Genomic DNA, 25,956 nt, shown 5'->3' with positions numbered 1-25,956 from the left:
TTAAATGAACTTTAAATATCGCTCGGGCGGTAACCCTGTCTTTCCATTCTGTCACGAATGCAGAAAAGGACGATGCTCACACCTGAACTGCATTTGTTTGTTCGGCTGTCGGACCACGGCACCTTCGCGGCTGTTGCAGAAGAGACCGGGCTAACACCGTCAGGCGTGTCCCGTATGTTATCGCGGCTAGAGCAGCGTGTTGGCATGAAACTGCTGCACCGCTCAACGCGGAAGCTGACCTTTACAACGGAAGGTCAAATCGTTTTGGGTTATGCCCGCCAAATGCTGGCTCTGGCCGAAGCAGCCGAATGTGACATTTCCCAGACCCATGGGGCGGTAAAAGGTCATTTGCGAGTGAACTGCGGTACGGCGTTTGCACGGTATAAGTTGGCGCCGCTTCTCCCGAAATTCCTATGCCGATATACAGATGTCACGATAGACGTTTCGGTTTGCGATCATCGCATCGATCCCGTCGAAAAGCGGATCGACGTTACAATTCGCGTCGGGGTGCTTGAAGACAGTGACTTGATCGCAGCGCGCTTGGGCACTGTCCGGCGCATTATAGCAGCGAGCCCGGCCTATCTTGCACGAAGTGGAACGCCAATAACGATCGCTGATCTCGTCAACCATGACTGCCTATTGCTGACAGGTTTTTCCAGACAGGCCATGTGGCCGTTTATCGAGGACGGCAAAACGGTCGAAACTGCCGTGCGCGGAACTGTCACGTCCGATAGCGCCGATACATTGCTTCGAATGGCTATTGAAGGTGTGGGTATCATCCGCATGGGAGATTTTCTCGGTGAAAAGGCTTTGGCAGACGGCCGCCTGATTGAGCTCTTTAAGGACCGGCACGACGACGATCCCAAACCAATTTCCATGCTCATGCTGCCAGGGCGCCAGAACATTCCTCGAATTCGAGCTTTTGTCGATTTCCTGAAGGACAATATTTGAGCTTTGAAAGGGTCTGTCGGCCGATGCTTAGGAAATCTGTTTGCGGTAGCGGACTTGAACGCGACTACAGTGTGGCCGCCGACACCGGCGACATCAACGAGGCAAGAAGGATTTGCGACACGGATGGATTGCCGGTCAAGCCTGCAATGACGCCTCGGATGGGTCTTGGCCTTCGCGGGGACCACGAGGCCTATTTCAGCGTCGCCGTGAGCGCTTCCGAAAATTCTTCGTCGGTGCGGTCGAGCCGCAGCGGAGTTACCGATACGTAGCGCGCCGCAAGCGCCGCAAGGTCGGTTCCCTCCGCCGGCGTATCGATCTGTGCAAGCCGTTCAAAGCCGATCCAGAAGTACGGATTGCCGCGGCCATCGCGGCGCTGGTCGACCTTTAGAAACCCCAGATTGCGCTTGCCCTGCCGCGTCACCTTGACCCCCAGCACCTCGTCGGGAGCGACGGCCGGAAAGTTGACGTTGATCACGGTGTTCCTGGGTACCCCGGCGTCGATCACCTTGCGCAGGATCGACGGACCGAATTGCAGCGCGGTGTCCCACAGCGGCGCGTTGCGGGTTTCCATGCTGAACTCCTGGCTCAGCGCGAACGACGGAATCCCCAGAATGGTGCCTTCCAGCGCACCGGCAATGGTGCCGGAATAAACCACGTCCTCGGCGACGTTGCGGCCCTTGTTGACGCCGGACAGCACCAAATCGGGCCCCTTCTCGCCGAGGATGTGCCGCGAGCCCATGATCACGCAATCGGTCGGCGTGCCCCGCACCGCAAAGTGGCGCGGGCCGACTTCGCGCAGGCGCAGCGGATCGTTCAACGACAGCGAATGCGAGACGCCGGACTGATCGAGCTCCGGCGCCACCACCCAGACGTCGTCGGACAACGCGCGCGCAATCTCCTCAACGACCTTGAGGCCGGGGGCATGAATGCCGTCGTCATTGGTACACAGAATCCGCATCGGCCCGCATGCCCTTTTCGATCCATTCCACGGTTGCGTGGCGGCACGTATTATCCGCTGATCGCCGCAGTGGCAAACGCGGCGAACCCATCGCAGATGGCTGTCATCGACAATTCGAATATGCTCAAAGCCATGCGACGCCAGCGACATTGCGCTGGCTTAAGAAGCACGATGCCGGCTTTAAACCGGCTCTTTCTGACGCGGATTATTATAGGCCTGTTCGCCGAGCCTGAGCTGCTTGGCCGTGACAAACCGTGCGCCGACCAGTTCGCCGCGGCGCCAGGCCCGCAGGCAGACGCGGACGACGGTGCCGCACGACGTGAATGCCAGGCCGAACAGTTTCGGCATCGCCAGCGCGCCGACATCGAGACAGACGCCGCTTTCGGAAATATCGACGATGAAGCATTCGATCCAGGGCGCATCAGGCGCGGGGATAACGAAGCCCGGCCGCCGATACTCGATCCGTTCGTGCCTGCGCTCGCCGAGGTCTTTGCGGTGTCTCGCCATACGCCTTCCTCACCCAAATACCGTAGGCGAAAATTCTTGAGCGGGGGTTATCGAGCAAAGTTAATCAACAATTGCCCGTACTTAGGTTCCATTGCCGGAACTCCGCGGCACTTAAGTTGCGCCTTTTGTACCGATCTACCTTGTGCTGCGCGGCGAACGCAGGTGGGACCGCCGGAGTGTGCAAAGCGGCGGCCCCGGTGTCTCGCAATTGAAATCGTGGCCGGGAAGTGCGGCTTCGCCGGCCAGCTCTGCGCGACCTGATAACGCTAGCTGTTCGATGGATGCCCGCAATGCGATCCTGATTTTAACCTAACCGGTCAACCTTACTGCGTCGTCACAAAGCGGGCGCCCCGGCGGCTTGGGAACCTGCATCACGGAATGATGTGTTTGCGTGATGCCGCAGGTTGTGGAACGCTCCGTCAACGGCCCGAGGTGCAGGATGCCGACGACAAACGCGAATTTCGATACTTTCGGCGATCGCGGTCCGCTGTTGCGGTGGCTGGTCTTCACCGGACTGTGTGTATTTGCCACCGTGCTGCTGTGGCGCTATGGGCTGATCGGCCAGATGGTGGCGGGCGATCGCACCTACCTCTCCTCGATCATCGCCCTGCTCTACGTCGCGGCGTCCATGCATTGCCTGTGGCGCACGATCGTGATCTCGCGCGAGGCCGATGCGGCCCGCCGCAGCGGAGCCTTGATCGCGGCCGGATCGGGTGGTCTTGCCCTGGAGGGCGACGCCATTGTCGTCAAGGGCCTGGGCCGGCTCCCGTCCTGTCTGGTTTCGTCCCATATCCACGATCTCGCGGTCAAGGCGCGGTTGCAGGGCGCGCGCCGGCTTGACCAGACGCTGCTGCTGCGCGGGCTCGCCGGCCGGCTGCGCGGCTCCAACCAGTTCGGCGCCTTCGCCAGCGACACGCTTATGAAGCTCGGCCTGCTCGGCACCATCATCGGCTTCATCATGATGCTGGCGCCGATCGCCGGCCTCGACACCGGCGACCGAAGCGCCATCAAATCCTCGATGAACGTCATGAGCGGCGGCATGGCGGTCGCGATGTACACCACCTTGGCCGGTCTGGTCGGCTCGATCCTGATCCGGATCCAGTATTACATGCTCGACGATGCGACCGCCAAGCTGTTCGCCTATGCCGTCGGCCTCACCGAAGTTCGCGTCATTTCGATCCTCGAACATCAGCCCGAGGCCGCGGAATGATCGACGAGTTCGGCCTCATGCCGCAGGACGAGCCGTTCGATCCGTTCGCGGTCATGCTGTTCAAGGCGCTGCAGGTGATCGCCTTTTTGTTCTTCATCGCGCTGCTCATCATCGTGCCGGAGGCAAAGGACGGCAAGATCGACACCAAGGCCGAATTCCTCGTTACCATCGGATGGCCCGACAAACATCCCGACGACATCGACCTGTTTGTCCAAGACCCGCTCGGCAACATGGTATGGTATCGGCGGCGCGAGGCCGGGTTCATGGTGCTCGACCGCGACGACCGCGGCGGCGCCAACGACTTCATCATGGTCAACGGTCAAAAGGTCCACTCGCCGATCAGGCAGGAAACGGTCAGCATCCGCGGCATCGTCGCCGGCGAGTATACCGTCAACGTCTATCATTTCATCGCGATGGGCCGCGAGCCAGTGCCGGTTTCGGTGAAGGTGGAAAAACTCAATCCGGTCGTCCAGGTCGTTCATTACGACACGCTGATGCTGGAGCGCGCCGGCGTCGAGCGTACCGCCGTTCGCTTCTCGGTCGACGACGGCGGCGCGGTCACCGACGTCAACAGCCACGAGAAGTCGCTGCTGCAGACGCTGCGCAATCCGCGCCGCAACGCGGGCTGACGAGAATGGGACTGCAGACGGAAATTGTCGGCCTCTCGATCGCCTACACGTTGCTGGCGGCGCTGCTCCTGGTCATCGCCCTGCGCGCCAGCATTCCGTGGCCGCTCAAGATCGCAGTTGCTCTTGTCACCGGCGCTTTCTATTGCCTGGCGTTCTTCCGCACCGAAGGGCTGCCCGGATGGTCGGCGGTCGCGCCATTGCCCGCTCAGTTCCAGTTGCTCTGGGCGCGGGTGGTCGAGCCCAATCCGCTCGATCAGGATCCCGGGGCGGTGCATGTCTGGGTGGAGGAGATGGATGCTGCCAATCTTCCGAGCGGCCAGCCGCGGGCCTATCGGCTGCCTTATTCGCCCGCGCTCGCGCGCAAGGTGGAAGCCGCGCGCGAACAAATCCTGAAAGGTCATCCGATCGGAGGACGCGCGGTCGATATCGGGTCCGGCAACGGACAGGCCGCGCCCGAAGGCCCCGCCAATGTCTCCACGCTTCGCCCCTCGGCTGCACCCGGCGGCGATCCCGCCAGCGGCGGCCCGCTCGATCTCTCCTTCCTGATGGGCCAGTCCGGCAGCATCGAATTCGAGCTGCTGCCGAGTCCGATATTGCCGGCGAAGGATCTGCCGCCGGAGGATGCCGGCGGTGAGACGCAGCGGCCGCGCGGCCAGCGCTGAGCATGATCGGGCGGGAACGAGCGCGAACCTTGAAAGACCGTCATTCCGGGGCGCGCCTCCTGGCGTAAACCCGGAATCCATATTAACGGTGGTGGTTATGGATTCCGGGCTCGCGCTACGCGCGCCCCGGAATGACGATCCGGTGGAACGTGGCGTGACTAGTTTTTCTCGACCACCTTCACCCCGCCCATATAGGGCTGCAGCACCTCGGGCACGGCGATCGAGCCGTCCTCCTGCTGATAGGTTTCCATCACCGCGATCAGCGCGCGGCCCACCGCGGTGCCGGAGCCGTTCAGCGTATGCACGAAGCGCGGCTTGTTGCTGGAATCGCGATAGCGCGCGTCCATGCGTCGCGCCTGGAAATCGCCGCACACCGAACAGCTTGAAATTTCGCGGTAGGCGCCCTGCCCCGGCATCCACACCTCGATGTCGTAAGTCTTCTGCGCGGAGAATCCCATGTCGCCGGCGCACAGCGTCATGACGCGGTAGTGCAGGTCGAGACGGCGCAGCACTTCCTCGGCGCTGCTAAGCATGCGCTCGTGCTCGTCGCCGCTGGTCTCCGGCGTCGTGATCGACACCAGTTCGACCTTCGTAAACTGATGCTGCCGGATCATGCCGCGGGTATCTCGGCCCGCCGCTCCTGCCTCGGCGCGAAAACAGGGCGTCAGCGCGGTGAAGCGCAGCGGCAGTTGTTTGTCGTCGAGGATGGATTCGCGGACGAGGTTTGTCAGCGGGACTTCGGCGGTGGGGATGAGCCAGTACGCCTGTTTCATTGGCGCGTCGAAAGACTTGCCCGCCGCAATCGCTTCCTCGCCGAACTCTTCCAAAGTGCCGACTGCAAACTGATCTTCCTTGAATTTCGGCAGTTGTCCCGTCCCGAACATCACATCATCGCGCACCATCAGCGGCGGATTGATCTCGGTGTAGCCATGCTCGTTGGTATGCAAGTCGAGCATGAACTGACCGATCGCGCGCTCCAGCCGCGCCAGTCCCTTCTTCAGCACGACAAAACGCGCGCCGCTCAGCTTCGCCGCGGTTGCGAAATCCATGTAGCCAAGTGCGGCGCCGATATCGTCATGCGGTTTCGGATTGAACGCGTAATTGCGTATCTTGCCGAACACGTGGCGCTGCACATTGCCGTGCTCGTCGACGCCCTCGGGCACATCGTCAGCCGGCAAGTTCGGAACCGCCGCCAGTTCTGTCGCAAGCTCTTCGTCCGCCGCCTTTGCCGCGGCTTCCAACTGCGGCATCGTCGTCTTTAATTCTGCGACTTCAGCCATCAGTTTCGCCGCGCGCGAATCATCCTTCGCCTTCTTGGCGTCGCCGATTTCCTTCGATGCGGAATTGCGCCGCGTCTGGGCCTGCTCCGACGCCAGGATTGCCGCGCGGCGCTTCTCGTCGACCGCCAGCAGCGACGCCGACATCGGTTGCAGCCCGCGACGCTTCAGCGCCGCATCAAAGGCTTGCGGATTGTCCCGGATCGATCTGATGTCGTGCATGACCACAATTCCTGCGTCATGGCCGGGCTCGTCCCGGCCATCCACGTCTTGATTGCAAGGTCTGTAAAAGACGCGGATGCCCGGGACAAGCCCGGGCACGACGAATAGGCGGTGTCGGCCTAGCGGAGGCGTTCGATGAGCGCCAATATGCCGATCCCGGCGGCGACTATTCCGCCCAGGCGCACGGTCAAGCGTAGGGTCTGGGTATCAATCGCTGCCTGTAAGGTATCGATCCTTCCCGCCAACCTGGCCTCCAGGGAATTGATCGATGCCTGCAAGTCCTGCCGGGTCACCAGTTCGATCATGATGAATTCACGCGCGGCTTCCGCATGGCCCTCGGCCTGCGGATTTGGAATCCCGGCTTCCCGCAATCGCTTGGCATAGCCTAATGTATCAAACGCCCAAGCCATCGTCTTCTCCCAATGGCTTGATTTAAGCATCCAGAAAACCGCTGCGCCACAACTCGCCGTTGAAAGTCCGGAATTTTTGCGAAACGCCCTACTCCGCGGGCTTCGGATTGGGCGGGGCCGCGGACGGTGTCGCCGCCTTCGCCGCTGCCGCTTTCTTCTCCACCATCGCAACCGCAACGATCGAACCCTCATACAGCGCCAGCAGCGGGATCGCGAGGGAGGCCTGGCTGATCACGTCGGGCGGCGTCAGCACGGCGGCGATGACGAAGGCGATGACGATGAAATAGCGCCGTTTTTCGCGCAGCATTTTCGAACTGACGATACCGATCCGCCCCAGCAGGGTCAGGATCACGGGCAGCTGGAATGCAACGCCGAACGCGAAGATCAGCGACATCATCAGCGACAGATATTCGCCTACCTTGGGCAACAGTTGAATTTGCGCGGTTTCCGCGCTGCCCATCTGCTGCATGCCGAGCGAGAACCGCACCAGCATCGGCAGCACCACGAAATACACCAGCATCGAGCCGAGCACGAAAAAGAATGGTGTCGCGATCAGATAGGGCACGAACGCCCCGCGCTCGTGCTTATAGAGGCCCGGCGCCACGAATTTATAGATCTGCGTCGCTACAATCGGAAACGAAATAAAACCGGCGCCGAACAGCGCCAGCTTCAGCTGGGTCAGGAAATATTCCAGCAGCGCGGTGTAGATGAATTTCGAATTTTCCGGCCCCGCCACCCATACGAACGGCCACACCAGCACGTTGTAGATCTGTTTGGCGAAGAAGAAGCAGAAGATGAAGGCGACACCAAAACCGAGCAGCGCCTTGATCAGCCGCGAGCGCAGCTCGATCAGATGATCCATCAACGGCGCTTTGCTGGCCTCGATATCCTCGTCGCTCATGACGCTTTGGCGTCCTTGAGAATGTCGGGGTTTTCGATCGGCGCGGGCGGCTCGGCCGGCGGCATGGCGTTGCGGGCTTCCTGCCTGACCGGCGGCCGCTCGGTCACCGAGTCTGGTGCCACTTCGGCAAATGTCGCGGCGGTCGGCGGCTCCGGCGTGGTGGGCATGACCGGCGCATCGCCCGATGTCGCCGGCGCATCGCCCGATGTCGCCGGCGGCTCGATCGCGGGCTTGTCGATGTCATCGATCCTCAGCGCCTCGCCGACGTCCTTCTGCAAGGAGGTCATGATGTTGCCGCTGGAGAGACCGGATGCCGCTTCCTTGACCTCGTCGAAGGTTTTCTTCAGGTCGGCCATTTCGGCCTCGCGCATCGCCTCGTTGAACTGGCCCTGGAATTCGGCGGCCATCTTGCGCGCCTTGGCCATCCATTGCCCGACCATGCGCAGCACGCCCGGCAGCTCTTTCGGGCCGATGGCGATCAGCGCGACAACCGCGATGACGACCAGTTCACTCCAGCCGATGTCGAACATGAAAAGTTCCGCTAGCGCAAGGCTTTAGGCGTGCCCGCGTGTTCTGGTCCGGTTTTGCCGCAATCCTGCCGCAAGATCAACGTTTGGCCGCGGGTTTGCCGCAACGGTGCCGCAAGACTTTTCCCGTTCAAACGGCTTTCCGGATCAAACGGCTTTGCTGCCGACATCCGTCCGCGCTGCGGTCGGCGCCGGCGCAGTGTGATCGATGGTCTTGACCGGCTCCGGCTTTTCCGCAGCCTTGTCGTCGTCCTGCATGCCCTTCTTGAAGGCCTTGATGCCCTGCGCGACGTCGCCCATCAGGTCGGAAATCTTGCCGCGGCCGAACAACAACAGGACGACCGCGATCACGACGATCCAGTGCCAAATGCTAAGCGAACCCATCCTGCAACCCTCCAAACACGCGGCCGTCAAACCGGCCTCTATTTGCTCCGGAACGTAGGCTCGGGAGGTGTCAAAAACAAGGACTTAAGGCTCGTCGCATTGACCGCAGAGGCGACCCTTTGCCGCTATTGTTAACCTGCGATCGCAGCCATCCGAACTCAGCCGCCGCCGTCCGTCTCGGGCTCCACGGCCGGCGCCAGCGCCAGCTCCAGATCGCCGATGTCGAGCGGGTCCTCGTCATCGCGCAACGCCGGGTCATCGGACGGCGCCGGCACGCTGAAGCCGGACGGCAATCGCGAATCCAGCAACCCCGTCCCCTTCAGTTCATCGAGACCTGGCAGGTCGCCGAGCGCCTCGAGGCTGAATTGCGACAGGAAAGCTTCGGTGGTGCCGAACGTCAGCGGCCGTCCCGGCGTCTTGCGCCGTCCGCGCGGCCGCACCCAGCCGGTTTCCAGCAGCACATCGAGCGTGCCCTTGGACGTAATGACGCCCCGGATATCCTCGATCTCCGCGCGCGTCACCGGCTGATGGTAGGCGATGATTGCGAGCATCTCGATGGCGGCACGCGACAACCGCCGCGTTTCCGTACTTTCCCGCGTCATCAGCCACGATAGATCGCCCGCGGTGCGGAAGGACCATTTGTTGGCGACGCGAACGAGGTTGACCCCGCGCGAGGCGTAATCCGCCTGCAACTGCGCCAGCGCGGCCTTGACGTCGATGCCATCCGGCATCCGCTTTGCGAGGGCTGTCTGATCGAGCGGCTCGGTGGAGGCGAACAGCAGCGCTTCCAGCAGCCGCAATTCCTCGGGACGCGCTTCCGGATTTTCGGAGCGGTCCTCGACATCCGCGATGCGTTTTTCCGCCAGGCTTGCCATGGCTCGTTTCCCTTCTTCCAGTAACGCCTAGTTACCCTTGCGGCACATCCGGCGCCGCCAACGCGCCGGGCATCGCTTGCGGTGGACGCTTGCGAAAATACAGCGGTGCAAACGCTTTCTTCTGGTGCAACTCGACCTCGCCTTCCCGAACCATTTCCAGCGCCGCGGCGAAGCTGGATGCGAAAACGGTAGCCTTTTGCGAGGGATCGACCACATAATTGATGAGGTATTCGTCGAGACGGCTCCAGTCTTCGGCCATCCCGACAAGGCGTTCGAGCGACGCCCTTGCCTCCGTCAACGACCACACCGTGCGTCGTGCCAGATGCACATTGGCGAGCACGCGTTGCTGGCGCTGGGCGGCATAGGCGGTAAGCAGATCGAACAGCGTGGCGGTAAACCGCGGGTGGCGGATTTCGGCGATGGATTCGGGCTGACCGCGCGGAAAAATGTCGCGCTGCAATTGCGGCCGATTCATCAGCCGGTTCGATGCTTCGCGAATGGCCTCCAGCCGACGCAGCCGGTTGGCAAGGGCGGTCGCCATTTCCTCGGCACTGGGACCATCCGGCGTCGCCGGCTCCGGCAGCAGCAGGCGCGATTTCAGGAACGCCAACCATGCCGCCATCACCAGATAATCGGCGGCAAGTTCGAGGCGAATTTTTCGCGCGGCCTCGATGAAGACGAGATACTGATCGGCCAGCGCTAAAATGGAAATCTTGTGCAGATCGACCCTCTGCTGCCGCGCCAGTGCGAGCAACAGGTCGAGCGGCCCCTCATAGCCTTCGACATCGACCACCAGCGACGGCTCATCGGCGGCGAGTTCTGCGGGCCGTCCGGTTTCAAACGACAGAATTTCCGCGCTCATGCGCTGACCTCTGCACGCCGCACCAGTTCATCCAACTCAGCCCGCGCCGCGGCACGATCGAGGGGCTGCGCAGCCTTCCGCGATGCCAACGCCCGGCTGGCACGCTCGAGCGCCTTGCCCGCCAGCTCCGGCGTCTCGCGCGCGACTTCGCGCATTTCGTCGAGCGTGCCGTTGCAGTGCAGAACCATGTCGCATCCGGCCGACACAATTGCTCGGGTCCGCTCGGCGATCGACCCTGCCAATGCATTCATGGAAACGTCGTCACTCATTAACAGACCCTGAAACCCGATTTGACCGCGAATCACCTGTTCGATGATTGTCGCAGAAGTCGTCGCCGGTTGGGCAGGATCAAGCGCGCTAAACACAACATGCGCAGTCATGGCCATCGGCAGGTCGGCCAATGGTTGGAAGGCTGCAAAATCGGTCCGTTCGAGTTCCGCTCGCGGCGTGTCGACCACCGGAAGTCTGAAGTGGGTATCGGCGGTTGCCCGGCCATGACCCGGAATATGCTTCAGCACCGGCAGTACGCCACCCTGCTCAAGTCCTTCAGTCACGGCACGCGCGATGGCTGCAACCTTACCGGGCTCGGTTCCATAGGCCCTGTTACCGATTACAGCATCCGCACCGGCGACGGGGACGTCCGCCAGCGGCAGGCAATCGACGGTCACGCCGAGTTCGATCAGATCTGCGGCGATCAGGCGCGCGCTCAGCCGCGCCGCCGTAAGGCCAAGCCTGGGGTCGATGTCGTAAAGCGCGCCAAATACCGCGCCCGGCGGATAAGCGGGCCAGTGCGGTGGTGCGAAGCGTTGGACCCGCCCCCCTTCCTGGTCGATCAGGACGGGCGCACCAGAATTATCAACGGATGTTCTTAATTCTGTTATTAATTCAAGTACTTGAGTAGGCGTGTCAATGTTACGCTTGAATAAGATAAATCCCCAGGGCCGCTCCGCGCGCAGGAACGCTCGCTCATCGGCGGTCAACGTGAATCCCGATACACCCGATATGAATGCGCGCGTTATCATGGCGCGGATTAGACCGCGCGCAGGCCGGGGGTCAAGGAAATGGCCATTAATTCCTTTGGATGACTAGTTCTTTTGAACCACGCACTGTCCGCCGGCGGTTTTCAGGCTACCGCAGACCTGTGCCGCCTCCTCGGAGGATCCGAACGGCCCGAGCATGGCGCGGTAGTAGACGCCCTTGTCGCCGAGGTCGGCACGCTTGATCAAGGGGGTCCGGGAGCCCAGCACCGAGGGGAACTTGCCCTGCAGGGCCCGGTAGGAGGCCTGCGCATCGGCTTCGCTTCGCTGCGAAGAGACCTGAACCACATAGCTGGTACCGCCGGCAGGTGCCGCCTGCGGCGACAGCGACAGCGGTGCATTGGCCGACGCGTTGGCGTTGGCGGCCGGCGTCGGAACGCGCGCTGCCGCCGGCGCTGGCACTGGACGCGGGGCAGTTGCAGGCTTCGGCGCCGGGGTTGCCGCCACATCAGCCGGGTCGCCTTTGACCGCTAATGTTCTGATCTTGCGTGGCTCGTCACCACCCATCGTGCCATTGGCGGCAGCGGAGACTGGTTTGGCACCCGGCGCCACGCTTGCCGCCGGCGGCGGATTGGCATTGGTGTTCAGCGGCGGAAATACCACGCGCGTCCCGGCCTGGGCATTGACGTCGACCGGCGCTTCCTCACGCGGGACGATTTTCTCGGCGCCGCTGGACGTCATGCGGTCCGGTACTTTGGCGGCGGCATCTCCGGATGGAGCTGGAACGATTTTGGTCGGACCGGCGTCGGCCCGGATGATCGGCGGCTCGCCGCTCCGCGGCGATCCGATATAAGTGCGATAAGCGAACGCACCCCCGGTACCGACGACCGCCAGCGCAAGGACGGCAGCTACCGTGATCATGCCGCCGCGGCGCGGCTTCGGATTTTCCATCGCTTCCTCGCCATAGCCGTCCTGATAAGCATAGGGATCGGGCGTATACGCCGGGTCGTGCTCCTCATGCGCGCCGGGGTCGGGCTGGCCATAGAGGGCATCGTCATAACGCGCCGGATCAGCCTGCGGATGTTGCTCGGTATCGGCTGCGAATGGCGGAGCCTCGTGGTACTCCGGTTCGGCGGGCGGATGCGCGGCAGCGTAACGGCGCAACGGGTGCACAGAGAGGTCGAGATCCTGCTGTGAGGCGGCTTCCTGCTGAGCAGCGCGCTGCATCCATGACGGCGGCCCGGCTGCCGGAGGTTCTTCGATTTCCGGTCCCTGCTCCGGCGGATAATAGGGAGCGGGTTCGCGCGGCGGCATCGGCTGATTGGCGCGGCCAAAGCTGGCGAATGGATCGGTTTGTCCGATCAGCCGCGCCAGCTCGGCCAAGGGGTCGCTGTCGCCCTTGGCGGGCGCGTGCTGCGATCCGCGATCGTCGTCGTCCGCGGGAAAAGGTTTGTCCTGGTATCGATCAGCCATCGTGATGATGCGTCCCCTTCGGGAAAGCCGCCAACCCGCCCTTACAAACGAACCAGCCGCTGCCAGTTAATGCCCTCACAGGTCCCCATGTGAAGGCGGTATCCCCTGCCTATCGCATCTCGTCTGGTGCGTGGACGCCAAGAATGGCGAGACCCGATGCCAGAACCGAGACGACGCCCTGGACCAATGCCAATCGCGCCAATGTGATTTGTGCATCATTAGTGATAATGAAGCGTAAATAGGGCAAATCTCGCCCCCTGGTCCACAGCGCATGAAATTCGCTGGCAAGATCATAGAGATAAAAAGCGATTCGGTGGGGTTCATGGGCCGCGGCCGCCGCCTCGATCATCCGGGGATAAAGCGCCAGCCGCCGCAGCAGGTCCAGTTCCGCCACGTCCTCCAGCCGCTCCACTGGTGCATCCGCAAGAAACGCGGCCCGCGCAGCGGCGTCTTCCGGCAGGTCCGGAATTACCTCGCGGGCATTGCGGAACACGGAGTGGCCGCGGGCGTGGCCGTATTGCACATAAAACACCGGATTCTCGCGCGATTGCTCGATTACCTTGGCGAGATCGAAGTCCAGCACCGCGTCGTTCTTGCGGTAAAGCATCATGAAGCGGACGGCATCCTTGCCGACTTCATCTACCACCTCACGCAACGTCACGAAGTCGCCCGAGCGCTTCGACATCTTCACCGGCTCGCCGTTGCGCAGCAGTTTGACCAGCTGCACGATCTTCACATCCAGCGTCGCTTTGCCTGACGTGACCGCCTTGACTGCCGCCTGCATGCGCTTGACATAACCGCCGTGATCGGCGCCCCACACGTCGATCATTTCGGCAAAGCCGCGATCGAATTTATTTTTGTGATAGGCGATATCGGCGGCAAAATAGGTATAGGAGCCGTCGGACTTCAGCAGCGGCCGGTCGACATCGTCCCCGTAGGCGGTCGCGCGGAACAGCGTCTGTACGCGGTCCTCGTAGTCCTCGACCGGTCCGCCCTTGGGAGGCGGCAGACGGCCTTCGTAAACGTCGCCTTTGGAACGAAGATAGTCGACCGTCTCGGCAACCCGGTTGTTTCCAGTTTCGATCAGCGACCGCTCGGAGAAAAAGACATCCTGCTCGATGCTGAGCGCAGCGAGATCACCCCTGACCTGCTCCATCATCATCGCGATGGCTTTGGCGCGCGCCACGGGAAGCCACTCGGCCTCGCTTATCGTCAGCAGCCTGTCGCCGTGCTCGGCCGCAAGCGCCTGCCCCACCGGCTTCAGATAATCGCCAGGATAGAGCCCTTCCGGAATCTCGCCGATGTTTTCGCCCAGCGCCTCGCGGTAGCGCAGCAGCGCCGATCGGGCGAGCACGTCAACCTGCGCACCGGCGTCGTTGATATAGTATTCCCGGGTGACGTCGTAGCCGGCGAACGCCAGAAGGCTCGCCAATGCATCGCCAAACACCGCGCCGCGGCAATGGCCGACATGCATCGGCCCGGTCGGATTGGCCGAGACATATTCGACGCTGACTCTTTCGCCGGAGCCCGTCCCGGTCCGGCCATAGCCCTTGCCCTCGCGTAAAACCGTACGCAGCGCATCCGCCCAAACGTGGGCTTTCAGGGTCAGATTGATGAAGCCGGGACCGGCGACATCGACATTGTCGATCAGGCCATCGGCGCGGAGTTTTGCGGCGATCCGCTCGGCAAGCTCACGCGGTTTTGCTGCGGCATCCTTGGCCAGCACCATGGCGGCATTGGTCGCCATGTCGCCATGGGAGGCATCTCGGGGCGGCTCGACCACTACGCGCGTCAGGTCGGCGTCAGGCCAACCGCCCTCAGCCGCGAGGGTGGCGCATACCGCATGCACGCGCGCCAGCACGTCGGCGAAAAGATGCGGCGATGTTGCTGAATTTGCCATCGATAGCCCGCCGCCTAACGCAATTCCGGGGGCAAGTCAAAAAGCTCTGGTGCCCGGTCGGAACGGGGCGGTCGGGCCTGGAGATGGTGCCATCTGCGCAAATTCCGGGAGAGCCGACCGGCATGCCCGGGTGATTTTTGGAGATCAGCCGGCAAATGCCTTGTCGAGGTCGGCGATGACGATCTTTTGCATCTTCATCATGGCTTGCATGGCGCGATCGGCTTTTTTGCGATCGGGATCGCTGAGATAACGGCCGAGGGCCGTGGGCACGACCTGCCAGGACAAGCCGAATTTGTCCTTGAGCCACCCGCATTTCGATTCCTCGCCGCCGTCTGCGGTCAATCTGTTCCAGAAGTAGTCCACCTCTTCCTGGCTGTCGACCGCGATGAAGAAGGAAACCGCCTCGTTGAACTTGTACCGTGGGCCGCCATTGAGGGCGTTGAACTTCTGCCCCTCAAGCTCGAAACTCGCCATGAAGTCGTTGACGGTTTCGACTTTGGCATTGGGAAATACCGATTTGTAGAAGGCGACCGCCTCGGGAACGTTGTTGTCGAACCACAGGAACGGCGTGATCGAAGTCATGGGAATCCTTGCTGGTTGAGTGGGTTGAGATGCCCCGCGCGCGGGCGGAAGGCTTGCGGCCAGCATTGATCGACAGGTCTGAAGCCGATCTTCATGCCGGTTGTCACTGGCGAAGCGCAGGCGCCGGCTTAAAGGCGTCGCATTTAACCATATCGTTATATAACTTCTTGGTTATGTATCAGACGATCAAGCGCGTCAAGTTCAAAATGGATGCCGCTTAACGCAGATCCGGGGTTGAGCTGAAAAGCCTCTGATGCTCGGTCAGCGCGAAGCGGTCGGTCATCCCCGCGATGAAATTGCCGATCCGGCGCGCCCGATCGGTTTCGGTTTCCGCGCCTACGTCGCCTCGCGGCAGCCATTCGGACGGCATGTCATGCGGCGATTGCTGATACCGTGCAAACAAGTCGAACAGGATCGATTCAGCCTCGCTCATGACCCGCATTACCCGCGGATGACGGTACATGCGCTCTTTCAGAAAAATTTTGATCATTTGCTCGGCTTCTTCCGCCTCGGGTGGAAACGCGATCAGGACGCTGCCATGGTTGCGGACGTGTTCGACGGATTTCGGCTTGGCGGCCTCCAGGCGCCGACGCGATTCCGAGAAAACCGCGCCGATCAGATAGGAAATCAGTTCGCGCACCAGTTCCGCGCCGCGGCGGTCGTCGTCGAGCATGGGATGGCGCCTTGCGATGTCCACGATCATGCCCGACATAAGCGGCATCACGGCCAAGTCATCGACCGTGAACAGGCCGGCGCGCAGGCCGTCGTCGATATCGTGGGCATCGTAGGCGATGTCGTCGGATACCGCCGCCACCTGGGCTTCAAGCGATGCAAAGCTCCAGAGCTCCAGGTCCCAATTCCCATCGTATTCGGAAATCCCAGGCGGCACGCTGCGGCCGCGATAACGTCCGACCGGCGTGCCTGCTTTATCGGTCAGCGGTCCATTGTGCTTGACGATACCTTCCAGGGATTCCCAGGTTAGATTGAGGCCGTCGAAATCGGGATAACGGTGCTCGAGCGATGTCACGAGCCGGAGGGTCTGGGCATTGTGGTCGAAACCGCCGAGCGACTGCAGGCAGCTGTCGAGGGCGTGCTCGCCGGCATGACCGAACGGCGGGTGGCCGAGATCGTGTGCCAGCGCCAGCGTCTCCGTCAGATCCTCATCGAGGCCGAGCTGCCGCGACAGCGCGCGGGCGATTTGAGCCACTTCGAGGGTATGGCTAAGCCGAGTGCGATAGTGATCGCCTTCATGGAATACGAACACCTGGGTCTTGTGCTTCAGGCGGCGGAATGCCGTGGAATGGATCACCCGGTCGCAATCGCGCCGGAACGGGCTGCGGGTCTTTGCCGGCGGCTCCTGGATCAGCCGCCCCCGGCTGCGATCAGGGTCGCAGGCATAGGTCATGCGGGGGGCAGCCATTCCGACCGACACAGCTTGAATCCCATAAATGTTTGATTCTGTGGCTTGGCGCACTTAACTACGCCTTGCGGGCAATTCAAAACCGCTGAAAAATCCCGGCGACACGGCTCGGAGTCGAATTATGGCAGAAGCAAGCGTCACCATCAGCGAGCGGGCGGCCCGCCGCATCGGGGAAATCCTCAGGACCGAGGGCGACGGCGCCATGCTCCGCATCAGCGTCGAGGGCGGCGGCTGCTCCGGCTTCCAGTACAAATTCGATGTCGAACGGGCGCGGGCCGACGATGACCTCGTGATTGCGCGCGACAGCGCCGTGGTGCTGGTCGATCCGGCGTCGGTGCCCTTTCTGGCAGGTTCCGAAGTCGACTTTGTCGATGACCTGATCGGCGCATCGTTCCGGGTGGTCAATCCGAATGCGACCGCATCGTGCGGATGCGGGACCAGCTTTTCGATTTGATCGGCCGACTTAACTGTCCGTTAACCTTGTTTGCGCACGATAGCGTCGATTAATCGGCGGGCCGGATGTACGTTCGCGGATTAAAGATGGCTCGGAGCAAACCGCTTCGGGCCATTTCCATTTCGGCAGGCCTGCCGTCATTTGACTGTTGCCGGGTCGCACTCGTCCCTTTGCTCGCAGGCGGTGAGACGACAATTGCGGCATGGTTGAATCGGCGTCGCGTCATCAAGGCGGTCGCCGCCTTCACTCGGCGGCGACCGCGCGCGGCCGGCCGGCCTCCTCGCCCTCGTCGAATTGCGGTTCGAGACGGCGCTTCAGGCGGCGATCAATGCGGTCGAGATAGATGTAAATCACCGGCGTGATGAACAATGTCAGAAGCTGCGACACGCAGAGGCCGCCGACCACGGCGACGCCGAGCGGCTGGCGCAGTTCGGCGCCGGCTCCGGCGCCGATGGCGATCGGCAACGTACCGAAGATCGCGGCGAATGTGGTCATCATGATGGGACGGAACCGCAACAACGCGGCTTCGCGGATCGCGTGTTCGGCACTCAGGCCGACGCGCCGGCGCTCCAGCGCAAAATCCACCATCATGATGGCGTTCTTCTTGACGATGCCCACCAGCATCACGATGCCGATCATCGCGATGACGGACAGTTCCATGTTGAACAGCATCAAGGTCAGGATCGCCCCGATTCCCGCCGACGGCAGGCCCGAAATGATGGTGATCGGGTGGATGAAGCTTTCATAGAGGATGCCAAGAATCACGAACGCGGCGAAGACCGCGGCCAGGATCAGCACGCCCTGCCCACGCAACGAATCCTGGAACACCTGGGCCGTTCCGGAGAAGCCGGTGGCGATGGTCACCGGCAGATTGGACGCCTGCTCGAGCGCGGTGATCTGATCCACCGCGTAGCCGAGCGAATAACCGGGCTGCAGGTTGAACGAAATCGTCACCGCCGGCTGCTGGCCCTGATGGTTGATCTGCAACGGACCCACCGTCGGCACCAGCCTGGCCACCGCATCGAGCGGGATGGTCTGGTTGTTTCCGGTTTTCATATAGAGCTTCGACAGGTCCGACGGATCGACACGAAACTGCGGCTGCGCCTCCAGAATGATCTGATAATCATTGGTCGGCATGTAAATCGTGCCGACTTGGCGCGAGCCGAAGGCGTTGTAAAGCTGGTTACGCACCTGATCGACCGTGATGCCGTAAACCGCGGCCTTTTCGCGGTCGATGTCGACCGTCATCTGCGGGTTCTTGATGTAGAGATCGGTCGTGACGTCGAGCAGTCCCGCGACCTTCGCAATCTTCTCGCGCATCTCCGGCGCCGTCCGATAAAGCGCATCGGTATCGCCGCTTTGCAGAACATACTGATACTGGCTCTTCGATATCCGGCCGCCAATATTCAGGTTCTGGATGCTCTGAAAGAAGGCCTGCATGCCCGGAATCTGGGTCGCCTTTTGCCGCAGCCGGCCGATCACCTTGGCAGCACTATCGCGCTCGCCTTGCGGCTTCAGGCCGATAAACAACCGGCCGTAATTCGCAGTCGGATTGGGGCCGCCCGATCCGACCGTGCTGTTGATGTAATCCACGGCCGGATCGGATTTCAAAACATCGACCAGCGCCTTCTGGCGGATCGTCATCGCCTCGAACGAGGTATCCGTGGCCGCCTCGGTTACGCCGATCAGAAAACCGGTGTCCTCCTGCGGGAAGAATCCTTTCGGAACCATCATGTACAGGTAGACTGTTCCGCCGAGAGTGGCGAGCGTGACGATCAGCATCAACGCCTTCCTCGCCAGCACCCAGTCGAGCGCCCATTCATAGGCCCGCAGCCATCCGTCGAACATTCTTTCGAACAAGCGAAGGACGAAATTTTCCTTCTTGCCGGGATCGTGTGCCTTCAACACGCGCGCGCACAGCATCGGCGTCAGCGTCAGCGATACGAAACCTGACACCACGATCGCGACCGAGATCGTCACCGCGAATTCGCGGAACACGCGGCCGACGATGCCGCCCATCAGCAGAACCGGGATGAACACGGCGATCAGCGAGAATGTAATCGAGATGATGGTAAAGCCGATTTCGCGCGCGCCCTTGAGCGCCGCCTCGTAAGGCCGCATGCCGTGCTCGATGTGACGCACGATGTTTTCCAGCATCACGATGGCGTCGTCGACCACGAAACCGACCGACAATGTCAACGCCAGCAGCGTCATGTTGTTGATGGAATAATCCAGCATGTACATGACCGCGCAGGTCCCGAGCAGCGATATCGGCACGGCAAGCGCGGGAATGAACGTGGCGGATGCCGAGCGCAGGAACAGAAAGATCACAAGGATCACCAGACAGACGGCGATCCCCAAGGTTTCCTCGACGTCGCTCACCGCCTGGCGGACCGAGACGGAGCGGTCGAGCATCACGCTCATGGACACCGAAGGCGGAATTTGGGCCCGCAACGCAGGAAGTCTGGCCGTTACCGCATCGACGACGGCAACCGTGTTGGCGTCCGGCTGTTTCTGGATTGCGATCACGATGGCGCGGTCATCGTTCAGCCAGGTCGCGATCTTGTCGTTTTCGACGCTGTCGTAGATCTTGGCGACCTCGTCGAGCTTGACCGGGGATCCGTTACGCCACGCCACCACGACCCGGCTGTAGTCGCTCGCCTTGTCCATCTGTCCGGACGCCTGAAGCGCGACATCCTGCTTCGGCCCGTTGAGCGTTCCCACCGGTGTCGATGAGTTGGCACGCGACACCGCGGCGCGGATGTCCTCGAGCGACAGGCCGCGGGCCGCCGCGGCTTCCGGATCGGCCTGCACCCGGATGGCAAATTTCTGCGCGCCGTAGATGATGGCCTGCGCCACGCCTGGAATCTGCGACAGCGCCTGCCCGATGGTGATGTCGCCGTATTCATTGACGGCGGACAGCGGCAGCGTAGCCGATCCGAGTGCGATGAACAGCACCGGAAAATCCGCTGGGTTCACCTTGCGGAAACTCGGCGGAATCGTCATCTCGATCGGGAGCCGGCGCTGCGCGATCGTCAGCGCGGTCTGCACGTCGAGTGCGGCAGCGTCGATGTTGCGGTTGAGGTCGAACTGGATGGTGATCTGGGTCGTGCCCTGCGACGAGCTCGACGACATCGACGAGATGCCGGCGATGGTCGATAACTGACGTTCGATAATACCGGCGACCGAGGCCGCCATGGTCTCGGCGCTGGCGCCCGGCAGGGTCGCGGTCACTGCGATGGTCGGAAAATCAACCCTCGGAAGCGCCGACACCGGCAACAGCCGGAAGCCGAACACGCCGAATGCGATGATCGAGGCGGTGATGAGCGTCGTCATCACCGGCCGGCGGATACAAAGCTCCGAAAGCGTCATCGCTCAGGCTCCGGCCTTGCGCGCCCGCGGTTCGACCCGCGTGCCATCGGACAGCAGCAACTGGCCGTCCACCACGACGTCCTCGCCGCCAGACAGCCCTTCCGTGATCACCGACTGCCCCTGGAAGGTACGGTCGACTTTCACCGGCTGAACTTTCGCGACGCCTTCTTTGACCGCGAACACGTAATTGCCGTTCTGGCTGCGCTGCACAGCCACCGTCGGCAGCACAACGGCGTTTTCCGTACGAATGGTCAGTTTGGTGGCGACCAGAATTCCGGGCCACAGCGTCTCATTGGTGTTGTTCATAATGCCGCGAACGGTGACCATGCCGGTGGTGGAATCCACGGAATTTTCCACCATCGCGATCTTGCCGTCTTCGGACCGCTGATGCCCCGGAATGGTCGCAGTCACCTTGGACGACCCGATCGCCATGGCATCGCGCAGGTCGGCCAGAACGCGCTGCGGAATGGCGAAAGTCACGTACACCGGCGCCATCTGATTGATGATGGCCAAGGGCGCGGTATCGGCGGGTCGGACGAAATTCCCAACTTTGACGTTGGCCGCGCTGATCCGTCCGGAAAACGGGGCGCGGATAATGGTGTAACTCTTTTGGACTTTCAGGTTGTCCAGTGCCGACTGATCGGCCTTGATCGTGCCGATCAGGATATCGGCCTGGGTTTTGGCATTGTCGAGGTTGACCTGCGTGGTGGCGCCCTTGCCGATCAGGTCGCTGTACCGCCTGAGATCGCGCTGCGCCCCTTCGAGCTGGGCTTGGTCCTTCGCGAGCATCCCGGCGGCCTGCTCGATCTGGGCGTCGATCTGGCGTGCATCGAGGGTAAACAGCAGGTCGCCCTCATTGACCTTGGCGCCGTCTTCGAAGTGGACCGAGACGATGGTGGTTTCGACGCGAGACTTGAGGGCCACGCTCGAGATCGGCGTCACCGTTCCGATCGAGTCGACATCGACGGGTACCGGCTTGCGCTCAGCCCTGGCAAGTTCAACCGAGACGACGCGCGGCCGCTGCGGTCCCTGCGCACTCGCACCGGAACCCATCCATGCCGAACGGGTCACGACGAAGGCCGCCAGCGCGACAATGCCGAGCACGCCTCCAAAAATAATCAGGTTCCGTTTTTTCATAACATCTCACGTCAACCGGTCCACAAGGGATCGGGACGGCCCGGCTTTTTCCAACCCTTGATGGCGACTTTTGCGCCTTATTCTAATGGCTTATCACAGCCACATTGATCATGGTATGCCAGAAAACGAATATTTAATATTGTTGTTACCGGACCACGTCATGCGCATAGCCACCTGGAACGTCAACTCGATACGTCAGCGGCTCGATCACCTGCTGACCTGGCTGCGGGACTGCACGCCCGACATCGTCTGCCTGCAGGAGACCAAGTGCGTTGACGAGGCGTTTCCGCGCGAAGACATCGAACAGCTGGGCTATAATGTCGTCGCCCATGGCCAGAAGACCTTCAACGGCGTGGCGTTGTTATCGAAATACCCGCTCCAGGAAGCTACCCCCCGGCTCCTCGGCGACGAAGCGGATGTGCATGCCCGGTTCCTTGAAGGCGTGGTGTCGCTGAAATCGGGCGTGATCCGGGTCGGCTGCCTCTATTTGCCCAACGGCAATCCTGTCGGTACTGAAAAATATCCCTATAAGCTCAAGTGGATGTCCCGGCTTCTTGAGTATTCAAAACAACGGTTGAAGACCGAAGAGCCGCTGGTACTCGCCGGCGATTTCAATGTCATCCCGGCCGCACCGGACGTCCACAATCCGGCGGCTTGGGTCAATGATGCCCTGTTCAGACCGCAAACCCGCGAGAGCTTTCAGGCTTTGCTTGGACTAGGGCTCACCGATGCACTGCGCGCGGTCACGGATGAACCCGGCCAATATACGTTCTGGGATTATCAAGCCGGCGCCTGGCAGAAGAACTGGGGCATCCGCATCGACCATTTGCTGCTGTCGCCGCAGGCCAGCGACCGGCTGGTCGGTGCCGGAATCGATAAATATGTCCGCGCCTGGGAAAAGCCTTCCGACCACGTTCCGGTGTGGATCGACCTGGATCTGGAGGCGGCGTAAGCGTGCCGCTGATGCAGTGCAGCGCGTAGCTGTCGCGAGGTGGTGCACTGCAGAGCCGGGGCCGTAAAGGAACGCGGCGTCAGGTATGGTCCCTTCGCTGCGGAGCGGCATGAAGGATGCCGCATCGCGTCCAGGTCAGTCCTTGCGGCCCTGGACCCAGTGCTCGAGCATTTGCAACGCCATCGCGCGATCGTTCTCGGACGCTTTTGCGATCGCCTTGTTGTAGCTTTCCTTGATCCACGCCTCGTCCGGAGTAGCATTGTCCCGCGCCAGCGTCAGCCACATCAACCCGCGCGCGGCCTGCCGCGGCAGCTGATCGCCATTGAACAACATCTGGCCAAGCGTGGCCTGCGCCTGATGCTGACCTTTCTGCGCGGCAAGGCCGAGCCAGCGCGCGCCATAGCGCGAATCGCGGGGCGTGCCGATGCCGTTGAGATAGAGCCGGGCCAGATCATATTGGGCGTCGGCATTGCCGAAATAGGACGCCGCATAGGAGAACATTTCGCGCGCGCGATCGGCGTCGACCTTGATTTTCGTGTTCGGAATGCCGCTCAGATAGTACCGGCCCAGCGCCACAAAGGCGTTGGCGACAATGGTCGCCTGCGGCGCCGACGGGCTGTCCTCGGCGTGGGCATTGGCAATCCGGCTGAAATATTCGAAGGCGCGAAGGTCGTCCTGTGCGACGCCGTCGCCGTCGGCGTACATCCGTCCCAGTTTCCACTGCGCGACGGGGTGACCGCCTTCGGCGGCGTATTGCAGCGACGTCAGCGAGGTAGTCGAGGTGCCCGGCGGCACGGCCTTCTTCAAGGCCTGGGCGCCGGGCTGAGCGGCGACCACCGGGATGGCGGTATCTTGCTGCCCGACGGGAGTACCCTCAAAGGCAAAGGCCGGCAGCGCCACCGGCGTGGCGCCGACAATCAACGCAACAATGAACCACTCAGATATCCGCATAACACTGTTTCTCGCGCGCCCCACCTGGATGGGTAACGGCACCATCCACCGCGGGTCCGACCTGCTGGGCATACTTCCACAACGCGCCGGACGTATGATCTGTCTCGCGAGCCTTCCATTTGGTCTTACGTTCCGCCAACTCCGCATCGGTCAATTTTACGTCAAGGGTGCCGACATCAGCGTCGATTTCGATGATGTCGCCATCCTGCAGCAGCGCTATGGGTCCGCCGATGGCAGCTTCCGGGCCGACATGGCCGATGCAGAAGCCGCGGGTGGCGCCTGAAAACCGGCCGTCGGTGATCAGCGCGATCTTGCCTCCCATGCCCTGTCCGGTCAGCGCGGCCGTGGTCGAGAGCATTTCGCGCATGCCGGGACCGCCCTTGGGGCCCTCGTAGCGGATGACAATGACCTCGCCTTCCTTGTAGGTCCTGTTCTGCACCGCCTCGAACGCATCCTCTTCACGATCGAAACAGCGGGCAGGTCCGGTGAATTTCAAATTCGACATTCCGGCGACCTTCACGATCGCGCCCTCCGGCGCGAGATTTCCCTTCAAGCCGACCACGCCGCCGGTGATGGTGATCGGCGTGTCGGCACTCCGCACCACGTCCTGATGCGGATTCCATTTCACGCCCTGGAGATTTTCCGCAATCGTCCGGCCGGTAACGGTCAGGCAGTCGCCGTGGAGATATCCGTGGTCGAGCAATGTCTTCATCAGAAGCGGTATGCCGCCAACTTCGAACATGTCTTTGGCGACATAACGACCGCCTGGCTTCAAATCCGCGACATATGGTGTCTTTTTGAAGATTTCCGCCACATCGAACAAATCGAACTTGATGCCGCATTCGTGCGCGATCGCCGGCAGATGCAGCCCGGCATTGGTCGATCCGCCCGATGCGGCCACCACCGCCGCCGCATTTTCCAGCGACTTGCGGGTGACGATGTCGCGCGGCCGGATGTTGGCCGCGATCAGCTCCATTACCTTTTCGCCTGCGGTCATGCAGAACGCGTCGCGGATTTCGTATGGTGCCGGGGCGCCGGCCGAGTACGGCAGCGCCAGCCCAATGGCCTCCGAAACCGTCGCCATGGTATTGGCGGTGAATTGTGCGCCGCACGCGCCGGCCGAGGGGCACGCCACCCGCTCGATTTCATCCAGATCGGCATCGGACATCTCGCCGACCGAGTGCTTGCCGACGGCCTCGAACATGTCCTGCACGGTGACCTGCTGGCCGCGGAAATTGCCCGGGAGGATCGAGCCGCCATAGATGAAAATCGAGGGCACGTTGAGGCGAACCATCGCCATCATCATGCCAGGCAGCGACTTGTCGCAGCCGGCGAGCCCCACCAGCGCGTCATAGGCATGGCCGCGCATGGTCAATTCGACGGAATCGGCGATGCATTCGCGCGACGGCAGCGACGAGCGCATGCCGTCATGACCCATGGCGATGCCGTCGGTTACGGTGATCGTACAGAATTCGCGGGGCGTGCCGCCGGCCGAGGCGACGCCCTTCTTGACCGCCTGGGCCTGGCGCATCAGCGAGATATTGCAGGGCGCGGCCTCGTTCCAGCACGACGCCACGCCGACGAAGGGCTGGTGAATCTGCTGGGTGGTCAGACCCATGGCATACAGATACGAGCGATGCGGGGCCCGCGATGGGCCTTCGGTCACGTGGCGGCTCGGCAGTCTCGATTTGAGTTTGGTTTTGGCGTCCATCGCGAACCTGCTTCCCCAGCCATCCCTTTCGAACCCGGAAAATCGTCAGATTCTCCATCGCCTTCGCGAGCGCCGTGGCCATCAGCTTACGAAGAATGATTTCATGGAGGGGTGTGGCTAAATAGCGGCGCGCGCAAGAGCCGGCCGGCTTGTCCGCTAAATGTTGGTCTAGTGTTGCGTTGACGCCACATGCGTTGCAGGCAAGCAACCACGATGCAGCCTCTCGGCTGTCATTGCCGGGCTTTGACCCCGGCAATCCATCCGCTTCGACGTTCACGGGCAAACCTCGGGCGCATGGCGCCGCGAGATCGCGAAGCCGTGTCTGACTTCCGCTGTTTGAATTCGTGGATCAGGTTCTTCAACACGCCGCGCCGTCAAAGACGTGGATGGCCGGGGCAAGCCCGGCCATGACGATTTCCGGCGTTCGGGCGCGATGCGGCGCTGCGCAGCGCTACGACGGCAACACGCCGTCATGCCCGGCTTGTACCGGCCATGACCTAGACCACGCCGTCATGCCCGGCCTTGTGCCGGGCATCCACGTTTTTCTTTCTTGATGTGGAGCAAAGACGTGGATTGCCGGGTCCCGGCAATGACGACCAACCCGTGTCCCGGGCGCGATGCGGCATTCTTCATGCCGCTTCGCAGAACCGGG

24 protein-coding genes are annotated in these 25,956 nt (G+C 61.9%); 6 read left to right on the top strand and 18 right to left on the bottom strand.

Going from position 1 to position 25,956, the window contains the following annotated elements; all coding sequences use genetic code 11:
* Nucleotides 1-72 precede the first annotated feature (72 nt).
* On the top strand, nucleotides 73-951 hold the full coding sequence (locus ACFE72_RS20410; protein WP_375414938.1) for a LysR family transcriptional regulator: 879 nt from the start codon (nucleotides 73-75) through the stop codon (nucleotides 949-951).
* A 190-nt stretch (nucleotides 952-1,141) separates the two neighbouring features.
* Here ACFE72_RS20410 and surE read toward each other — a convergent pair whose 3' ends face one another.
* Together surE and ACFE72_RS20400 are read right to left on the bottom strand one after the other, a co-directional pair.
* On the bottom strand, nucleotides 1,142-1,909 hold the full coding sequence (gene surE, locus ACFE72_RS20405; RefSeq protein WP_375414937.1) for a 5'/3'-nucleotidase SurE: 768 nt from the start codon (nucleotides 1,907-1,909) through the stop codon (nucleotides 1,142-1,144).
* Between the two features lie 180 nt (nucleotides 1,910-2,089).
* Nucleotides 2,090-2,416: a PilZ domain-containing protein gene (locus ACFE72_RS20400; RefSeq protein WP_375414936.1), complete on the bottom strand. Its 327-nt coding sequence runs from the start codon at nucleotides 2,414-2,416 to the stop codon at nucleotides 2,090-2,092.
* Nucleotides 2,417-2,855: 439 nt separating this feature from the next.
* Between ACFE72_RS20400 and ACFE72_RS20395 the strand changes: the two genes are divergently transcribed.
* Genes ACFE72_RS20395 through ACFE72_RS20385 form a run of 3 tightly spaced genes read left to right on the top strand, consistent with a single transcriptional unit; the run spans nucleotide 2,856 to nucleotide 4,917 of the window.
* Nucleotides 2,856-3,626 (top strand): MotA/TolQ/ExbB proton channel family protein, encoded by a 771-nt coding sequence (locus tag ACFE72_RS20395; RefSeq protein WP_375414935.1) that lies wholly within the window; start codon nucleotides 2,856-2,858, stop codon nucleotides 3,624-3,626.
* Nucleotides 3,623-4,255 (top strand): hypothetical protein, encoded by a 633-nt coding sequence (locus ACFE72_RS20390; protein ID WP_375414934.1) that lies wholly within the window; start codon nucleotides 3,623-3,625, stop codon nucleotides 4,253-4,255. Before ACFE72_RS20395 ends, ACFE72_RS20390 begins: the two co-directional genes overlap by 4 nt.
* Nucleotides 4,256-4,260: 5 nt before the next feature.
* A complete protein-coding gene (locus ACFE72_RS20385; RefSeq protein ID WP_375414933.1) occupies nucleotides 4,261-4,917 on the top strand; it encodes a hypothetical protein in 657 nt (218 codons plus the stop codon).
* A 158-nt stretch (nucleotides 4,918-5,075) separates the two neighbouring features.
* Here the strand turns inward: ACFE72_RS20385 and serS are convergent, their stop codons facing one another.
* From serS to ACFE72_RS20325, 12 genes are all read right to left on the bottom strand, one after another.
* Complete coding sequence (serS, locus tag ACFE72_RS20380) at nucleotides 5,076-6,416, bottom strand: serine--tRNA ligase (RefSeq protein ID WP_375414932.1); 1,341 nt, start codon at nucleotides 6,414-6,416, stop codon at nucleotides 5,076-5,078.
* A gap of 119 nt (nucleotides 6,417-6,535) precedes the next feature.
* A complete protein-coding gene (locus ACFE72_RS20375; RefSeq protein ID WP_375414931.1) occupies nucleotides 6,536-6,826 on the bottom strand; it encodes a hypothetical protein in 291 nt (96 codons plus the stop codon).
* Nucleotides 6,827-6,914: 88 nt separating this feature from the next.
* Nucleotides 6,915-7,727 (bottom strand): twin-arginine translocase subunit TatC, encoded by an 813-nt coding sequence (tatC, locus tag ACFE72_RS20370; protein ID WP_375414930.1) that lies wholly within the window; start codon nucleotides 7,725-7,727, stop codon nucleotides 6,915-6,917.
* Nucleotides 7,724-8,257, bottom strand: a complete 534-nt coding sequence (tatB, locus tag ACFE72_RS20365; RefSeq protein ID WP_375414929.1) for a Sec-independent protein translocase protein TatB — start codon at nucleotides 8,255-8,257, stop codon at nucleotides 7,724-7,726. The genes tatC and tatB overlap by 4 nt, the downstream gene beginning before the upstream one ends.
* Before the next feature lie 144 nt (nucleotides 8,258-8,401).
* Complete coding sequence (locus ACFE72_RS20360) at nucleotides 8,402-8,638, bottom strand: twin-arginine translocase TatA/TatE family subunit (protein WP_375414928.1); 237 nt, start codon at nucleotides 8,636-8,638, stop codon at nucleotides 8,402-8,404.
* A 158-nt stretch (nucleotides 8,639-8,796) separates the two neighbouring features.
* A complete protein-coding gene (gene scpB / locus ACFE72_RS20355) occupies nucleotides 8,797-9,513 on the bottom strand; it encodes an SMC-Scp complex subunit ScpB (RefSeq protein ID WP_375414927.1) in 717 nt (238 codons plus the stop codon).
* A gap of 31 nt (nucleotides 9,514-9,544) precedes the next feature.
* Nucleotides 9,545-10,375: a segregation and condensation protein A gene (locus ACFE72_RS20350; protein ID WP_375414926.1), complete on the bottom strand. Its 831-nt coding sequence runs from the start codon at nucleotides 10,373-10,375 to the stop codon at nucleotides 9,545-9,547.
* Nucleotides 10,372-11,397 carry a beta-N-acetylhexosaminidase gene (gene nagZ / locus ACFE72_RS20345; RefSeq protein ID WP_375414925.1) on the bottom strand — a complete coding sequence of 342 codons (1,026 nt, stop codon included), beginning with the start codon at nucleotides 11,395-11,397 and terminating at the stop codon, nucleotides 10,372-10,374. Before nagZ ends, ACFE72_RS20350 begins: the two co-directional genes overlap by 4 nt.
* 63 nt (nucleotides 11,398-11,460) lie before the next feature.
* Nucleotides 11,461-12,825 (bottom strand): SPOR domain-containing protein, encoded by a 1,365-nt coding sequence (locus ACFE72_RS20340; protein ID WP_375414924.1) that lies wholly within the window; start codon nucleotides 12,823-12,825, stop codon nucleotides 11,461-11,463.
* Between the two features lie 109 nt (nucleotides 12,826-12,934).
* The gene (gene argS, locus ACFE72_RS20335; RefSeq protein ID WP_375414923.1) at nucleotides 12,935-14,725 is read right to left on the bottom strand and encodes an arginine--tRNA ligase; all 1,791 of its coding nucleotides are present in this window, start codon (nucleotides 14,723-14,725) and stop codon (nucleotides 12,935-12,937) included.
* A 144-nt stretch (nucleotides 14,726-14,869) separates the two neighbouring features.
* Nucleotides 14,870-15,307 carry a VOC family protein gene (locus ACFE72_RS20330; RefSeq protein ID WP_375414922.1) on the bottom strand — a complete coding sequence of 146 codons (438 nt, stop codon included), beginning with the start codon at nucleotides 15,305-15,307 and terminating at the stop codon, nucleotides 14,870-14,872.
* A 217-nt stretch (nucleotides 15,308-15,524) separates the two neighbouring features.
* Nucleotides 15,525-16,739: a deoxyguanosinetriphosphate triphosphohydrolase gene (locus ACFE72_RS20325; protein ID WP_375414921.1), complete on the bottom strand. Its 1,215-nt coding sequence runs from the start codon at nucleotides 16,737-16,739 to the stop codon at nucleotides 15,525-15,527.
* A gap of 109 nt (nucleotides 16,740-16,848) precedes the next feature.
* On the opposite strand from ACFE72_RS20325, the gene erpA reads away from it, so the two are divergent.
* A complete protein-coding gene (gene erpA / locus ACFE72_RS20320) occupies nucleotides 16,849-17,181 on the top strand; it encodes an iron-sulfur cluster insertion protein ErpA (protein ID WP_375414920.1) in 333 nt (110 codons plus the stop codon).
* 243 nt (nucleotides 17,182-17,424) lie between these two features.
* On the opposite strand, the gene ACFE72_RS20315 is transcribed toward erpA, so the two are convergent.
* Both ACFE72_RS20315 and ACFE72_RS20310 read right to left on the bottom strand, forming a co-directional pair.
* Nucleotides 17,425-20,553: an efflux RND transporter permease subunit gene (locus tag ACFE72_RS20315; protein ID WP_375414919.1), complete on the bottom strand. Its 3,129-nt coding sequence runs from the start codon at nucleotides 20,551-20,553 to the stop codon at nucleotides 17,425-17,427.
* A 3-nt stretch (nucleotides 20,554-20,556) separates the two neighbouring features.
* Entirely contained in the window at nucleotides 20,557-21,690 is a 1,134-nt protein-coding gene (locus ACFE72_RS20310) for an efflux RND transporter periplasmic adaptor subunit (RefSeq protein WP_375414918.1), read from the bottom strand.
* A gap of 160 nt (nucleotides 21,691-21,850) precedes the next feature.
* Between ACFE72_RS20310 and xth the strand changes: the two genes are divergently transcribed.
* Nucleotides 21,851-22,642: an exodeoxyribonuclease III gene (gene xth / locus ACFE72_RS20305; protein ID WP_375414946.1), complete on the top strand. Its 792-nt coding sequence runs from the start codon at nucleotides 21,851-21,853 to the stop codon at nucleotides 22,640-22,642.
* Between the two features lie 135 nt (nucleotides 22,643-22,777).
* Here xth and ACFE72_RS20300 read toward each other — a convergent pair whose 3' ends face one another.
* Both ACFE72_RS20300 and ilvD read right to left on the bottom strand, forming a co-directional pair.
* Nucleotides 22,778-23,593: a tetratricopeptide repeat protein gene (locus ACFE72_RS20300; RefSeq protein ID WP_375414917.1), complete on the bottom strand. Its 816-nt coding sequence runs from the start codon at nucleotides 23,591-23,593 to the stop codon at nucleotides 22,778-22,780.
* Nucleotides 23,580-25,304 carry a dihydroxy-acid dehydratase gene (gene ilvD / locus ACFE72_RS20295; protein ID WP_375414916.1) on the bottom strand — a complete coding sequence of 575 codons (1,725 nt, stop codon included), beginning with the start codon at nucleotides 25,302-25,304 and terminating at the stop codon, nucleotides 23,580-23,582. The genes ACFE72_RS20300 and ilvD overlap by 14 nt, the downstream gene beginning before the upstream one ends.
* Between the last annotated feature and the right edge of the window lie 652 nt (nucleotides 25,305-25,956).

Source organism: uncultured Bradyrhizobium sp., from assembly GCF_964252615.1.
Classification (GTDB): domain Bacteria; phylum Pseudomonadota; class Alphaproteobacteria; order Rhizobiales; family Xanthobacteraceae; genus Bradyrhizobium.
Note: the sequence above shows the minus strand (reverse complement) of the source record. Positions and strands in the feature narration are given on the sequence as shown.

Excerpts from the sequence above, each read along its gene's own strand:
- tatC (WP_375414930.1), bottom strand. The coding sequence starts at position 7,727 with ATGAGCGACGAGGATATCGAGGCCAGCAAAGCGCCGTTGATGGATCAT.
- ACFE72_RS20360 (WP_375414928.1), bottom strand. The coding sequence starts at position 8,638 with ATGGGTTCGCTTAGCATTTGGCACTGGATCGTCGTGATCGCGGTCGTC.
- ACFE72_RS20385 (WP_375414933.1), top strand. The coding sequence starts at position 4,261 with ATGGGACTGCAGACGGAAATTGTCGGCCTCTCGATCGCCTACACGTTG.
- serS (WP_375414932.1), bottom strand. The coding sequence starts at position 6,416 with ATGCACGACATCAGATCGATCCGGGACAATCCGCAAGCCTTTGATGCG.
- nagZ (WP_375414925.1), bottom strand. The coding sequence starts at position 11,397 with ATGATAACGCGCGCATTCATATCGGGTGTATCGGGATTCACGTTGACC.
- ACFE72_RS20390 (WP_375414934.1), top strand. The coding sequence starts at position 3,623 with ATGATCGACGAGTTCGGCCTCATGCCGCAGGACGAGCCGTTCGATCCG.
- tatB (WP_375414929.1), bottom strand. The coding sequence starts at position 8,257 with ATGTTCGACATCGGCTGGAGTGAACTGGTCGTCATCGCGGTTGTCGCG.
- ACFE72_RS20300 (WP_375414917.1), bottom strand. The coding sequence starts at position 23,593 with ATGCGGATATCTGAGTGGTTCATTGTTGCGTTGATTGTCGGCGCCACG.
- ACFE72_RS20400 (WP_375414936.1), bottom strand. The coding sequence starts at position 2,416 with ATGGCGAGACACCGCAAAGACCTCGGCGAGCGCAGGCACGAACGGATC.
- ilvD (WP_375414916.1), bottom strand. The coding sequence starts at position 25,304 with ATGGACGCCAAAACCAAACTCAAATCGAGACTGCCGAGCCGCCACGTG.
- ACFE72_RS20310 (WP_375414918.1), bottom strand. The coding sequence starts at position 21,690 with ATGAAAAAACGGAACCTGATTATTTTTGGAGGCGTGCTCGGCATTGTC.
- scpB (WP_375414927.1), bottom strand. The coding sequence starts at position 9,513 with ATGGCAAGCCTGGCGGAAAAACGCATCGCGGATGTCGAGGACCGCTCC.
- ACFE72_RS20350 (WP_375414926.1), bottom strand. The coding sequence starts at position 10,375 with ATGAGCGCGGAAATTCTGTCGTTTGAAACCGGACGGCCCGCAGAACTC.
- xth (WP_375414946.1), top strand. The coding sequence starts at position 21,851 with ATGCGCATAGCCACCTGGAACGTCAACTCGATACGTCAGCGGCTCGAT.
- ACFE72_RS20395 (WP_375414935.1), top strand. The coding sequence starts at position 2,856 with ATGCCGACGACAAACGCGAATTTCGATACTTTCGGCGATCGCGGTCCG.
- ACFE72_RS20375 (WP_375414931.1), bottom strand. The coding sequence starts at position 6,826 with ATGGCTTGGGCGTTTGATACATTAGGCTATGCCAAGCGATTGCGGGAA.
- erpA (WP_375414920.1), top strand. The coding sequence starts at position 16,849 with ATGGCAGAAGCAAGCGTCACCATCAGCGAGCGGGCGGCCCGCCGCATC.
- ACFE72_RS20315 (WP_375414919.1), bottom strand. The coding sequence starts at position 20,553 with ATGACGCTTTCGGAGCTTTGTATCCGCCGGCCGGTGATGACGACGCTC.
- surE (WP_375414937.1), bottom strand. The coding sequence starts at position 1,909 with ATGCGGATTCTGTGTACCAATGACGACGGCATTCATGCCCCCGGCCTC.
- argS (WP_375414923.1), bottom strand. The coding sequence starts at position 14,725 with ATGGCAAATTCAGCAACATCGCCGCATCTTTTCGCCGACGTGCTGGCG.
- ACFE72_RS20410 (WP_375414938.1), top strand. The coding sequence starts at position 73 with ATGCTCACACCTGAACTGCATTTGTTTGTTCGGCTGTCGGACCACGGC.
- ACFE72_RS20330 (WP_375414922.1), bottom strand. The coding sequence starts at position 15,307 with ATGACTTCGATCACGCCGTTCCTGTGGTTCGACAACAACGTTCCCGAG.
- ACFE72_RS20340 (WP_375414924.1), bottom strand. The coding sequence starts at position 12,825 with ATGGCTGATCGATACCAGGACAAACCTTTTCCCGCGGACGACGACGAT.